Genomic DNA, 12,336 nt, shown 5'->3' with positions numbered 1-12,336 from the left:
GGAAAGCCTCATGATCAAAGTCACATCGGACCGCAGCCGCCGGCTTGTCATTGCCGAAATGTCGGGGTTTCTCGATCCGGCCGACGTCGAGCGCTTCGACGCCGACAAGGAAGCCGCGGTGCTGGCGATGGGGCTGGGATCGGGCGACTATGTCATCCTGATCAACACCGAAGGCTGCGTCATCCAGTCGCAGGAGGTCGTCGCCGCATTCACCCGCGTCGTGCTGGACACACGCTTCAAATCGCGAAAGCTGGCGGTCGTGCGGCACGACAATCTGACCCGGTTGCAGACCCGCCGCATCCTGAGCGTGCGCGACGATGCCGAGATATTCGCCTCGGTGGACGAAGCGGAAGCCTGGCTGTTCGATGTCGGCGAGCAGCGCCGCGTCGCCTGAACCACAGCCCCGATCGAAACTGGCGGGCCACGCAGCCATCGCCTATGAGCGGCCGATGCGCTGCATCCATCATATCGCCCTCATCTGTTCCGACTATGACCGCTCGCGCGCCTTTTATCGCGATATAATCGGCCTGCCCGTCATCCGCGAAGTCTGGCGCGCCGAGCGGCAATCGTGGAAATGCGATCTCGACGCGGGCAATGCGCAGATCGAACTCTTCTCCTTCCCCGCGCCCCCGCCTCGGCCCAGCCGCCCGGAAGCCTGCGGGCTGCGCCACCTGGCCTTCATAGTCGCGGACATCGACGCGGAGGTGGCGCGGCTCGACGCGGCCGGGGTGCCATGCGAGCCGATCCGCATCGACGACCATACCGGCCGGCGCTTCACCTTCTTCGCCGACCCCGACGGCCTGCCGCTCGAACTTTATGAGGTTGAGAAATAGCCAAAGTTCCGTTCGCTTCGCGCGTGTCGAGAAGCGGATAGAGCCCTGCTTCCCGTTTCTCGGCTTCGCTCGAAACGAACGGCGATGCTTATTATTTCGCAAAGCGCTTGAAGAAACTGTCCGCATTCCATGCCGGGCGCGCATCGGCATTGGCGACGCGTAGCGCGACCGCGGTCACATAGGCGTTCAGCTTCGCGCTCTCGGCAGGCATGACCGGCTGGTTCAGATCGTCGAACGGCGAATGATAGAGGTTCGCCCGCCATGCCTTTTCCGTGTCGGCTTCCGGCGTGCCCGCCTTGAAGCCATATTTGAAGAAGAGCGCGGGAATGCCTTCGCGGATGAAGGCATATTGGTCCGACCGGATGAAGACGTTGCGATCGGGGAAGGGATCGGGGGTGATCGGCAGGTTCATCTGCGCGCTCACCGCCGCCGCATCCTGGCCGAGCGAGCTTTGGTCATAGCCGATCGGCGTCACGCTGGTCAGCGGGAAGATCGGCAGCGCCATGTCGAAATTCAGATCGGCGACGATGCTGGACTGCGGCACCGTCGGTCGCCGTGCGAAATAGCGCGCGCCCAGCAGCCCCTTCTCCTCCGCCGTGACGACCGCGAACAGGATCGACCGCTTCGGCTTGACCTTGCCGGCCTTGAGCGCTCTCGCAATCTCCAGCAGGCTGGCGACGCCCGACGCATTGTCGAACGCGCCATTATAGATGGCGTCGCCCTTGATCGGCGTGCCGACACCATAGCCATCCAGATGCGCCGACAGCACGACATGTTCCGGCCGCAATTCCGGGTCGCTGCCCGGCAGCACGGCGATCAGGTTGGGCGACGACAGGTCGCGGCGCTTGGCGGCCACCTGCGCCTTGAAACGCAGCGCGAGCGGGAAGCTGGCGACCGCGGCGGAGGCGTCGGCCGCGGCGACGATCGCAGCGAAATCCTTGTCCGTCCCGGCGAAGAATTGCGCCGATTTGGCGGGATCGACCTGCGCGCCCAGGAACGGCGTCTGTGTTTCCCGCAGGGTTGCGTCGGCGTAATAGAGCGCCGGCGCCCCCGCCAGCGCCACCCGGCGGACCCAGGGAATCTCCACCTGCTTGGGGGTGACCAGCGTGATGAGGCCAAGCGCCCCCTGCTCTGCCAGCCAATGCGCGCGTTCTGACCGGGCATGGGACTTGAGCGCGCCGGAGATGGTGGACGGCCCGCCCGACAGCACGACGACGATCTTGCCCTTGAGGTCCAGCCCGGCGAAATCGTCATGCCCCGCTTCGGGCAGGTGCAGGCCATAGCCGGCGAACACCATCGGCGCGTCGATGCGTTCGGGCACCGGGCCGCCGCCCCCCGAAAAGATCAGGTCGCCCGGCACCGCCAACGCCGTTTCGCCCTGCGGCCCGGCCAGCGCGGCGCGGCTCTGGTCCGCCAGGATCACCTGCTCGATAAAGGCGACCGGCTGCTTGTAGCCGTCGATCCCCGCGGGTTTCAGGCCCAATGCCTTGAACTGGGCGATCACATAGTCGGCCGCGCGATCATAGCCGGGCGTGCCGGTGCCGCGCCCCTCCATGCCGTCATTGGCCAGCGCCTGGACATGCGCCCACCAGCGCGCGCCGGCGTCGCCCTCCCCCTCCGCATGAACAGGGGCAGCGGCGATCGTAGCAAGCAGGGGAAGAGCGAACAGGGAAAGGCGCATGGACGGGTCACTCCATATTTTCAGTCATCTATCATGCCTGAACCGGTCCGACGAACAAGGGGCTTGGAACCGCCACGGACACCGTGTATTGCTCAAACAACACACGTTGAGGAGATTGTGATGCCCCGCCCCTTTCCCCGCTTTGAGATGCCGTTACTCGCGCTGGCCCTGACGGGCATGGCGCTGTCCACCACCGCCTGCTCTCGCACCGACGAGTCGCCCGCCGCCGATGCAGGCGCGCGCAGCACGCAGGACTGGTCGGCGCTCAAGGATTTCACCGAGATCGACGCGACCGGCCCGGACAATGTCGCCGTCACCATCGGCAGCGGCTTTGCGGTGAAGGCGGACGGCGATGCCAGGGCGGTCGCCGACCTCGATATCCGGGTCAAGGACGGCAAGCTGGTGATCGGCCGCAAGTCGAAGGTCGACTGGAACTGGGGTCGCAAGGATGGCGACAAGGGGGCGACGGTCCATGTGACCATGCCCGCCATCACGGCCGCCGCACTGACCGGCGCGGGCGATTTCGACCTGGACAAGGCGCAGGGCGAGCGGCTGGACCTGTCGCTGACCGGCGCGGGCGATTTTCGCATCGGCACGGTGGCGCTCAAGACGCTGAGCGTCGATATCACCGGCGCGGGATCGGTGAAGATTGCGGGCGCCGCCGACGCTGCGAAACTGTCCATCACCGGCGCGGGCGACATCGACGCCGAAGCGCTGAAGGTCGGCACGGCGGACCTGTCGATCCTGGGCGCGGGCGATATCGACATTGCCTCCGACGGGAAGGTCGCTATCAGCATCATGGGTCCGGGCGACGTAACGGTGAAGGGCAAGGCGCAATGCACGACGAGCGGCGTGGGACCGGGCGAAGCGCGCTGCGCACCCTGAGCGCAATCATGGCGGGCGTCGCGGGCCTGACCATCGCCGCGCCCGCCAGCGCCGTGACGCGCGGCTACACCATCACCAGCTTCGACGCGATCCGCGTGGATGCACCCGTCATCGTCATCCTGACCACCGGCGTCGGCGCGTCAGCGCGGGCAGAAGGCGACCAGGGGGCGCTCGACCGACTGAAGGTCGATGTGTCCGGCCGGCTGCTCACCATCGGCATGGACCGGGCGCGGCCGGGCGAAAAAAGCGGTGGCGCGGCCACGCTGCGCCTGTCCACCGCCATGGTGCAGCGGATCGTGCTGACCGGCGGCGGATCGGTGTCGATCGACCGGATGAAGGGCTTGCTGGGGCAGATCGTCCTGGGCGGCAATGGCGATATCACTGTCGCGACGGTCGATCTGGACCAAGTCGAACTGGCGTTGGCGGGCGGCGGCCGCGTGACGATGGCGGGCCGGGCGGGCGTCGCCAATATTCGCGTCAACGGCCCCGGCGCGCTGGCGGCCGAGCCGTTGATCGCGCGCCAGGCCAGCGTCACCAACGAAGGACCGGGCAGCATCACCCTGACCGCCGACGTTACCGCGAAGGTGACGACATCGGGATCGGGCGACGTCACCATCACCGGCAAGGCCGCCTGCACCGTCGACAATCGCGGCACCGGCCGCGTGCGATGCGGGGGCGAGAGTTTTTAGAGGGATTGGGATGGGTGGGGAGTGGACGGTCCGCTTCCCGTGTCCATGCCGTAATCAGCTGCCATTGCGCCAATCGCTATATGCAGCTTATTTTTTACGCCGGAGGTGATATGGCGACCGAGCTTCTAGTTGACGGAATGTTGTCGGGAACTGGTATTCGCGACGCCATCAACGGCGGCTATATCGATCCAAAATCCATTGGGTTGTCAGAGCAACTCGCATGCGGACTAACTTCTTGGCTGGCGCGATACGAAGACGCGCACTTTGCTGGTTTTCCTGATGATCTTGTGGCCGAACTCGACAAAAACGGTATGGCGTTGGCATCAAGGATCAGGGAAGAACTGACCGGCACGACGGTCGGCTACTTCTCCAACGGGCTTATGAGGCGATTGGATTAGGTCCGCTTATCGGCGCTGCAACTGAACCCTTTGACGACAGGGTCTGGTCGCTTCCAGACATACCCGCTCCAGTCATGCCGGGCCTGCCCCGGCATCCCGCTTCTTTCCGAACGCAGCAACAACTTTTCGCCCTGCCTTACCGCTGCTTCTTGGCGATGGTCGCGGTGAAATCAGGGTCTTTATTCGCCACCCAGTCGACGAATTTGCGCACATTGGGATGGGCCAGCAGGCCCTCGACATTCGTGCCGTGGCGCTGCAATTCGGAATTGGTGAAATTGGCGATCAGCGTCTGCTGGCAGATGCCATGCATGGGAACGACATCGCGCCCGCCCCGGCTCTTGGGAACGGGATGGTGCCAGACGATCGTCTTGCCGGTCGGCCGCCCGCACAGCCAGCAGTCTATCACCGGCGCCGGCGCATCCTCCTCGACAGGCACGTCTTCGTAGCGACCATGTTTGGAATGTTTGCGGGCCATCTTCTACCTGCCATCATCTATATGAACGTCTTGGAACTGCGCCGCCCCTCTAAAGGAGCGGGGGCGCCATTACCACAGTCGAACCTGTTAATCGGCTTTGGCTATCCATCGGCGGAAAGACGGGTATGCTGCCCATTCACGAGGGCCTTCCAATGTAGGATTTTGTCTGGTCTATCCTTCTGGATGAATCCGCCGCCCCTCCCCGACAGTCCTGCCGTCGCGCGATCGGCGCATCGCAGTCGCGTGGGCGTAGCGCCAGTGTCGCGCGCGTGTCGCTTGAGTGTGGCCCATGTGGCGCGTCGCAGGGGCGTCACGAGGGCTTCGCGGCAGCCTCACAGTGACTATTGGCCGAATTTGCCCGACGACGGTGTGAACTTCGCCCGTCGTGTCCCGTCGCGTCCTGCCGCTGCATCGCCCGTCACCAATCGACCTTACTTATCGAAAACTTTACCAGAGCGCCGCTAGACACAGCGGACTTGTCCATAGCCGGGTTTTGATGATGCGCTTTTCCTTCGCCCTGCCCCTTCTGACCGCGATCGCGGTGCCGCAACCTGCCTGGGCGCAGGTGGCCGTGGCCGACAGCGGCGATACCGGCTGGATGATCCTGTGTGCGCTGCTGGTGCTGCTGGCCGCGTTGCCGGGGCTGATGTTGCGCCATGCGGGGCAGGTCAATGTGCGCAGCGCCCTGTCGGTGACGGCGCAGGGCGCGGCTGTCGCGGCGGTCGCGGCGCTGACCTGGGGCATTGCGGGCTACAGCATCGCCTATGCGCCGGGCAGCGCCTGGCTGGGCGGCGGCGCGAACCTGCTGCTCGCCAATCTCGCCCAGTTGCGTGACGGGCTGACGGTGCCCGAATCGGCCTTCGTCCTGCTCCAGCTTGCGATTGCGCTGCTCGCCGCCTGCCTGCTGGTGGGCGCAGTGGCGGAGCGGACGCGGATCGGCTGGTGGGTCGCCTTCACCCCGCTCTGGCTGCTGATCGTCTATGCCCCGGTCGCCCATGCGGTGTGGGGCGGCGGCTGGCTGGCCGATATGGGCGTCATGGATTTTGCCGGCGGGCTGGTGCTGCATGGCGTGGCGGGCTTTTCCGCCCTTGCCCTCTCCCTGATCGCGGGCGGGCGGCGCGAACCGTCCGATCCCGGCCACGCCCCGCTGCTGAGCCTGGCGGGCGGCGGGCTGCTGTGGGTCGGCCTGTCCGGCGTGGTCGGCGGCTGGGCGCTGGGCGCGACCGACGACGCCGCGACCGCCATCCTCAATCACCTCTTCGCCGCCTGCGCCGCGGCGCTGACCTGGGGGCTGCTCGACCGGATGCTGAGCGCCCGCACCAGCGCGACGGGCATACTGTCCGGCGCACTGGCCGGCATCGCCGCCATAGCGGCCAGCGCCGCGCTGGTGGGCACCGGCGGCGCGATGCTGATCGGCGTCATCGCCGCCTGCGTCGCACGCACCGGCGCAGGCATCCTCTCCGGCCGGGTCGATGACGGTGCAGGCGTCTTCGCCATCCATGGGCTGGGCGGACTGACCGGCGTGCTGCTGCTGCCGCTGTTCGTCCTGCCGCTGATGGGCGGGGTCGGCTTCGACGCGAATATCTCGGTTGGCGGGGCGTTGACGGCCCAGGCCATCGGCCTGATCGTCGTGGCGCTGTGGGCGATGGTCGGCAGCGCGATCGCTGCGCTGGTCGTGTCGGTCGTCATCCCCATGCGGGTCGGCGCGCAGGAAGAGGCCGACGGTCTCGACGCCAGCCAGCACGGCCAGCAGGGCTGGGACTTTCGTTAAGGCGATGACGCCCCCCCCTCTTCCGTCGCCCCCTCTTCCGTCGCCGTCGCCATCTTCGCCCATCAGGAAGAACGGCGGATCGGCGCCTGCCTGGCGTCCCTGCCGCTCGACCGGGCGGATACGCTCTTCCATGTGCTGGTCAACGGCACCTCCGACTCCACCGTGGCGCGAGCAAAGGCAGCGGCGGCCGGCCGGGCCAATGTCATCGTCCATGACATCCAGGCGGGCGGCAAGTCGCGGACCTGGAACCATATGGTGCATGATCTGCTGACCGGGACGGAAGCGGCGGTCGTCTTCATGGATGGCGACGCGCAGATCGTGGCGGGCTCGATCGATGCGCTGGTCGCCGATCTGGCCGCCCATCCCCGCGCCAATGCCGCGTCGGGGATGCCGATGAACGGGCGGATGGCGGCAACCTATCGCGGCACGCTGCACAGCGAAGGCGGGCTGTTCGGCGATCTCTATGCACTGTCTGGGAGTTTCGTGCGGGCTATCCGCGCCCGCGGGCTGCGCCTGCCCGACGACCTGATCGGCGACGACGGGCTGGTCGCATCCTGGGCGCATACCGGACTGCAAAAGGATATCGCCTGGGATCTGGCGGGGGTCGTGCCCTGCGACGATGCGGGCTTTCTGTGCGAGCAGGTCAGCCTGGCCCGACCCCAGACCTGGCGGATGCATTATAAGCGGCTGGTCAACTATTCGGTGCGTTTCTACCAGAACCGGATCGTGTCGGACATCATGACGCGCGAGGGGCCGGCCGGCCTCCCCGCGCGTCTTGCGAGCCTTTATTCCGAATGGCTGCCCCGCTTCCGCCCGCGCCCCGGCCTCACATCTTGGTTCGACCGGAAGGCGCTTAAGAGAATGCGCGACGCGGTTTAACGATCGCGGCCGGCCAGTTCCTTGTTCACAAACAGGGCGACACCCGTCACCACCGCACCCGACAGCAGATAGATGCCCGATGCGGCCAGGCCGAACTCGGCCGACACGAACAGCGCGACCAGCGGCGCGAAGCCTGCGCCCACCAGCCAGGCGAGGTCCGACGTCAGCGCCGACCCGGTATAGCGGGACGCGGTGCGGAAGTTCGACGCCACGATGCCCGACGACTGGCCGAAGCTCAGCCCCAGCAGGATGAAGCCCAGCACCATGAAGGCGACTTCGCCCAGATCGCCGCCGTTCAGCAGCAGGGGCGCCGCGACCGCGAAGATGGCGATGCCCACGGCCGACCAGCCGATCAAAGTGCGGCGGCCCACCATGTCGGCGACGAAGCCCGACACGATGATCGCCAGCACGCCGACGAACGCGCCGATCACCTCGATCATCAGGAAGCGTTCCAGCGGCTGGTCGGTGTAGAGCGCGATCCAGGACAGCGGGAACACGGTGACCATGTGGAACAGCGCGAAGCTGGCCATCGGCGCGAAAGCGCCGATCACGATGTTGCGCCCTTCGCTGCGGACGGTTTCGACGACCGGCGAAGGCTGTAGCTCGCGCGTTTCGAACAGCCGCTCGAACTCGTGCGTCACCACGATGCGCAGGCGGGCGAACAGCGCCACCACGTTGATCGCGAAGGCGACGAAGAAGGGATAGCGCCAGCCCCAGTCGAGGAAATCGGCGGTCGAGAGGGTGTTGAGGAAGAAGGCGAACAGGCCGGCCGCCACCATCAGCGCCAGCGGCGCGCCGAGTTGCGGCATCATCGCATACCAGCCGCGCTTGTTCTGCGGCGCGTTGAGCGAGAGCAAGGAGGCGAGGCCGTCCCAGGTGCCACCCAGCGCCACGCCCTGCCCGGCGCGGAACAGCGCCAGCAGGAAGGCGGCACCATGGCCGATCGTGTCATAGCCCGGAAGGAAGGCGATGGCCGCCGTCGATCCGCCCAGCAGGAACAGCGCAATGGTGAGTTTCACGCCGCGGCCATAGGCGCGATCGACCGCCATGAAGATGAATGACCCGATCGGACGTGTGATGAAGGCGAGCGCGAAGATGGCGAAGGACCAGAGCGTCCCCATCAGCGGCGACATATAGGGGAAGATATGCGCCGGGAAGACGATGCAGGAGGCGATCGCATAAACGAAGAAGTCGAAAAATTCCGACGTGCGACCGATGATGACGCCGATCGCGATCTCGCCGGGCGCGATCTTCTTGTGCCCATGCGCATGAAGCTGGCGCACGTCGCGTTCCGCCTGGGTCGAATTGGGCGTGGTCGTCGCGGAAGTCATGGGGTAAAACGGACCTTCATGCTGCGGGAACGATCCGTGCCGCACTTCGTTGCACGACGAATCATCCCGGTGATAAATTCACCCATGCCCTATTTTGCAGATGCACAGGGATAGGACAAAAGGTCCAATGTCGCGCGCCGGCCATCCTGATAATGCGGGCCGCATGATAGCCCGTCATTCCGCCACCAAGCGCGCATTTCTGCGCCGAATCGCGCCACTCCTGCTGCTGCCGCTGGGCGGATGCAACTGGGTGGTCCTGTCCCCCGCCGGCGACGTTGCAATGCAGCAACGCGACCTGATCCTCATTTCCACCGCGCTGATGCTGCTGATCATCATTCCGGTGATGGCGATGACGATCTGGTTCGCCTGGAAATATCGGGAGCAAGCGAAGGCGGAGGATTATGATCCCGACTGGGATCATTCGACCAGCCTGGAGCTGCTGATCTGGTCGGCGCCGCTGCTGATCATCATCGCGCTGGGCGCGGTGACGTGGAGCAGCACCCATCTGCTCGACCCCTATCGGCCGATCGAACGCGTCGATCAGGCGCGTAAGGTCGATCCGGCCGCCAAGCGGTTGCAGGTCGAAGTGGTGGCGATGGACTGGAAATGGGTGTTCATCTATCCCGAGCTGGGCATCGCGACGGTGAACGAACTGGCCGCGCCGGTCGACCGGCCGATCGAATTCAAGATCACCTCGTCCAGCATCATGAACAGCTTCTTCGTGCCCGCACTCGCCGGCCAGATCTACGCCATGCCGGGGATGCAGACGGTGCTGCACGCGGTCGCCAACAAGCCGGGTAATTATGAGGGTTTCTCCGCCAATTATTCGGGCGCCGGCTTCTCCAACATGCGTTTCCGCTTCCACGCGATGGATGAGGCCGGTTTCGACCAGTGGGTCGCCAAGGTGAAGGCCAGCGGCGCGACCCTGGACCGGGCGACCTACATCAAGCTGGAACAGCCCAGCGAAAAGGTGCCGCCTATGTATTTCGGCGGCGTTGAGCCCAAACTGTTCCACGCCGCGCTCAACATGTGCGTGCAGCCGGGCAAGAAGTGCATGGACGCGGTGATGATGACCGACATGCACGGCGGCGCGGGCAAGGAATCGGCGCATGACGTCGAAGGGCTGCGCCATGACGGCACGATCGACGTGGGCGGCTATCATCCGGTCGAGCCGGGCAAGAAGGGCGAGATCGCCCAGCCCGCGGGCATGACCCCGGCGGCGGACCGCACCCCGGCCGCGCAGGGCCATCAGGCCCCCGGCCAGCAGGACGGCGATGGGCATGGCGGTGGCCATGCCGGTCATGAAGGCATGTGATCGCCCATGCCCTGCCCCCGTTCTTTCTTTTCTCTCTCGCCTGAAGGCTAGACGCCATGTCCCCCTCCCCCGCCTCTGAAAATAGCGGCATCTGGAAGCTGATATTCGGTCGGCTCGACTGGAGTTCGCTCCCCCTGCACGAGCCGATCGTCGTCGGCACCTTCATCATGGTCATGCTCGGCGGCCTCGTCGTCGTCGCGGGCATCACCAAGTATAAATTATGGGGCATGTTGTGGCGCGACTGGTTCACCACCGTCGACCATAAGCGCATCGGCATCATGTACATGATCCTGGGCCTCATCATGTTCGTGCGCGGCTTTGCCGACGCGGTGATGATGCGCCTGCAGCAGGCGATGGCGTTCAACGGGTCGGAAGGCTATTTGAACGCCCATCATTACGACCAGATTTTCACGGCGCATGGCGTCATCATGATCTTTTTCGTCGCGATGCCGATGATCACCGGGATCATGAACTATATCGTCCCGCTCCAGATCGGCGCGCGCGACGTCAGCTTCCCCTTCCTCAACAATTTCAGTTTCTGGATGACGACGGCGGGTGCCGTCATCGTCATGATGTCGCTGTTCGTGGGCGAATTTGCGCGCACCGGCTGGCTGGCCTATCCGCCGCTGTCGGGCATCGCCTATTCGCCGGGCGTGGGCGTCGACTATTATATCTGGGGCTTGCAGATTGCGGGCATCGGCACGCTGCTGTCGGGCGTCAACCTGATCGCGACCATCGTGAAGATGCGCGCGCCGGGCATGAACATGATGAAGCTGCCGGTCTTCACCTGGACCTCGCTGTGCGCCAACGTGCTGATCGTGGCCGCCTTCCCGGTGCTGACCGCCGTTCTCGCACTGCTGTCGCTCGACCGCTATATCGGCACCGCCTTCTTCACCAACGACATGGGCGGCAACCCCATGATGTATGTGAACCTGATCTGGATCTGGGGTCACCCGGAAGTCTATATCCTCATCCTGCCGCTGTTCGGCGTGTTCAGCGAAGTCACCGCGACCTTCTCGAACAAGCGCCTCTTCGGCTACAGCTCGATGGTCTATGCGACGGTCGTCATCGCGATCCTGTCCTATCTCGTGTGGCTGCACCACTTCTTCACCATGGGATCGGGCGCCAGCGTCAACAGCTTCTTCGGCATCACGACGATGGTCATTTCCATCCCGACCGGCGCGAAGCTCTTCAACTGGCTGTTCACCATGTATCGCGGCCGCATCCGGTTCGACCTGCCGATGATGTGGACCGTCGCCTTCATGCTGACCTTCACCGTCGGCGGGATGACCGGCGTGCTGCTCGCCGTGCCGCCCGCCGACTTCGTGCTGCACAACTCGCTGTTCCTAATCGCGCATTTCCATAATGTGATCATCGGCGGCGTGCTGTTCGGCCTGTTCGCAGCGATCAATTACTGGTGGCCCAAGGCGTTCGGCTTCACGCTGGACACCAAATGGGGCAAGCGCAGCTTCTGGCTGTGGGTCGTGGGCTTCTGGTTCGCCTTCATGCCGCTCTATATCCTCGGCCTGATGGGCGTGACCCGCCGGATGCGCGTGTTCGACGATCCAAGCCTCCAGATCTGGTTCCAGATCGCCGCCTTCGGCGCGCTGATGATCGCCGCCGGCATCGCCTGCATGTTCGTCCAGTTCGCGGTCAGCATCATCAACCGCGAGAAGCTGCGCGACACGACGGGCGATCCGTGGAACGGCCGCACGCTTGAATGGGCGACCAGTTCGCCCCCGCCAGACTATAATTTCGCCTTCACGCCCGTCATCCATGACAATGACGCCTGGGCCGACATGAAGAAGCGCGGCTATCAGCGGCCGCTGTCGGGGTACGAAGCGATCCATATGCCGTCCAACACCGGCACCGGCATCATCATCGCCGGACTGTCCGTCGCCTTCTCGGTCGGCATGATCTGGTACATCTGGTGGCTCGCGGGCCTCAGCTTCGCCGGCATCCTCGCTGTCGCGATCGGCCATACCTTCAACTATAAGCGCGACTTCTACATCCCCAAGGATGTGGTCGAGCGTACCGAGGGCGAGCGCACCGCGCTGCTCGCGACCCAGGGTTAATCCA

The 12,336-nt window shown here is 65.0% G+C and carries 12 protein-coding genes; 9 read left to right on the top strand and 3 right to left on the bottom strand.

All coding sequences use genetic code 11. From position 1 onward, the window contains the following. The first annotated feature begins 10 nt into the window (after positions 1 to 10). Entirely contained in the window at positions 11 to 394 is a 384-nt protein-coding gene (locus tag ABT375_RS18200; RefSeq protein ID WP_416463564.1) for a hypothetical protein, read from the top strand. Positions 395 to 449: 55 nt separating this feature from the next. Continuing rightward, on the top strand, positions 450 to 833 hold the full coding sequence (locus ABT375_RS18195) for a VOC family protein (protein WP_416464943.1): 384 nt from the start codon (positions 450 to 452) through the stop codon (positions 831 to 833). Between the two features lie 91 nt (positions 834 to 924). Here ABT375_RS18195 and ABT375_RS18190 read toward each other — a convergent pair whose 3' ends face one another. Further along, positions 925 to 2,514: a M28 family metallopeptidase gene (locus ABT375_RS18190; RefSeq protein ID WP_416463563.1), complete on the bottom strand. Its 1,590-nt coding sequence runs from the start codon at positions 2,512 to 2,514 to the stop codon at positions 925 to 927. Positions 2,515 to 2,634: 120 nt separating this feature from the next. Between ABT375_RS18190 and ABT375_RS18185 the strand changes: the two genes are divergently transcribed. From ABT375_RS18185 to ABT375_RS18175, 3 genes are all read left to right on the top strand, one after another. Continuing rightward, positions 2,635 to 3,399 (top strand): head GIN domain-containing protein, encoded by a 765-nt coding sequence (locus ABT375_RS18185; protein WP_416463562.1) that lies wholly within the window; start codon positions 2,635 to 2,637, stop codon positions 3,397 to 3,399. Then, positions 3,351 to 4,088: a GIN domain-containing protein gene (locus ABT375_RS18180; RefSeq protein WP_416463561.1), complete on the top strand. Its 738-nt coding sequence runs from the start codon at positions 3,351 to 3,353 to the stop codon at positions 4,086 to 4,088. Before ABT375_RS18185 ends, ABT375_RS18180 begins: the two co-directional genes overlap by 49 nt. Before the next feature lie 110 nt (positions 4,089 to 4,198). After that, entirely contained in the window at positions 4,199 to 4,486 is a 288-nt protein-coding gene (locus ABT375_RS18175; RefSeq protein ID WP_416463560.1) for a hypothetical protein, read from the top strand. Between the two features lie 136 nt (positions 4,487 to 4,622). Here the strand turns inward: ABT375_RS18175 and ABT375_RS18170 are convergent, their stop codons facing one another. Further along, positions 4,623 to 4,961, bottom strand: coding sequence for a hypothetical protein (locus ABT375_RS18170; RefSeq protein WP_416463559.1), 339 nt, complete (start codon positions 4,959 to 4,961; stop codon positions 4,623 to 4,625). 499 nt (positions 4,962 to 5,460) lie between these two features. Here ABT375_RS18170 and ABT375_RS18165 point away from each other — a divergent pair, with 499 nt between their 5' ends. Both ABT375_RS18165 and ABT375_RS18160 read left to right on the top strand, forming a co-directional pair. Further along, positions 5,461 to 6,732, top strand: a complete 1,272-nt coding sequence (locus ABT375_RS18165) for an ammonium transporter (RefSeq protein WP_416464942.1) — start codon at positions 5,461 to 5,463, stop codon at positions 6,730 to 6,732. Between the two features lie 51 nt (positions 6,733 to 6,783). Then, the gene (locus tag ABT375_RS18160; protein WP_416464941.1) at positions 6,784 to 7,611 is read left to right on the top strand and encodes a glycosyltransferase family A protein; all 828 of its coding nucleotides are present in this window, start codon (positions 6,784 to 6,786) and stop codon (positions 7,609 to 7,611) included. Here ABT375_RS18160 and ABT375_RS18155 read toward each other — a convergent pair. Next, positions 7,608 to 8,942, bottom strand: a complete 1,335-nt coding sequence (locus tag ABT375_RS18155; protein WP_224549980.1) for an MFS transporter — start codon at positions 8,940 to 8,942, stop codon at positions 7,608 to 7,610. The genes ABT375_RS18160 and ABT375_RS18155 overlap by 4 nt on opposite strands. A 163-nt stretch (positions 8,943 to 9,105) precedes the next feature. Between ABT375_RS18155 and cyoA the strand changes: the two genes are divergently transcribed. Continuing rightward, positions 9,106 to 10,257, top strand: a complete 1,152-nt coding sequence (gene cyoA, locus ABT375_RS18150; RefSeq protein WP_416463558.1) for a ubiquinol oxidase subunit II — start codon at positions 9,106 to 9,108, stop codon at positions 10,255 to 10,257. A 56-nt stretch (positions 10,258 to 10,313) separates the two neighbouring features. Next, positions 10,314 to 12,332 (top strand): cytochrome o ubiquinol oxidase subunit I, encoded by a 2,019-nt coding sequence (cyoB, locus tag ABT375_RS18145; protein WP_261935255.1) that lies wholly within the window; start codon positions 10,314 to 10,316, stop codon positions 12,330 to 12,332. Positions 12,333 to 12,336 lie beyond the last annotated feature (4 nt).

This window comes from Sphingomonas sp. VDB2 (assembly GCF_047946695.1).
Taxonomy (GTDB): Bacteria; Pseudomonadota; Alphaproteobacteria; order Sphingomonadales; family Sphingomonadaceae; genus Sphingobium; species Sphingobium bisphenolicum.
This window is presented reverse-complemented; position numbering and strand designations above follow the sequence as displayed.

Excerpts from the sequence above, each read along its gene's own strand:
- ABT375_RS18195 (WP_416464943.1), top strand. The coding sequence starts at position 450 with ATGCGCTGCATCCATCATATCGCCCTCATCTGTTCCGACTATGACCGC.
- ABT375_RS18165 (WP_416464942.1), top strand. The coding sequence starts at position 5,461 with ATGCGCTTTTCCTTCGCCCTGCCCCTTCTGACCGCGATCGCGGTGCCG.
- ABT375_RS18155 (WP_224549980.1), bottom strand. The coding sequence starts at position 8,942 with ATGACTTCCGCGACGACCACGCCCAATTCGACCCAGGCGGAACGCGAC.
- ABT375_RS18170 (WP_416463559.1), bottom strand. The coding sequence starts at position 4,961 with ATGGCCCGCAAACATTCCAAACATGGTCGCTACGAAGACGTGCCTGTC.
- ABT375_RS18180 (WP_416463561.1), top strand. The coding sequence starts at position 3,351 with ATGCACGACGAGCGGCGTGGGACCGGGCGAAGCGCGCTGCGCACCCTG.
- cyoA (WP_416463558.1), top strand. The coding sequence starts at position 9,106 with ATGATAGCCCGTCATTCCGCCACCAAGCGCGCATTTCTGCGCCGAATC.
- ABT375_RS18190 (WP_416463563.1), bottom strand. The coding sequence starts at position 2,514 with ATGCGCCTTTCCCTGTTCGCTCTTCCCCTGCTTGCTACGATCGCCGCT.
- ABT375_RS18200 (WP_416463564.1), top strand. The coding sequence starts at position 11 with ATGATCAAAGTCACATCGGACCGCAGCCGCCGGCTTGTCATTGCCGAA.
- ABT375_RS18185 (WP_416463562.1), top strand. The coding sequence starts at position 2,635 with ATGCCCCGCCCCTTTCCCCGCTTTGAGATGCCGTTACTCGCGCTGGCC.
- cyoB (WP_261935255.1), top strand. The coding sequence starts at position 10,314 with ATGTCCCCCTCCCCCGCCTCTGAAAATAGCGGCATCTGGAAGCTGATA.
- ABT375_RS18175 (WP_416463560.1), top strand. The coding sequence starts at position 4,199 with ATGGCGACCGAGCTTCTAGTTGACGGAATGTTGTCGGGAACTGGTATT.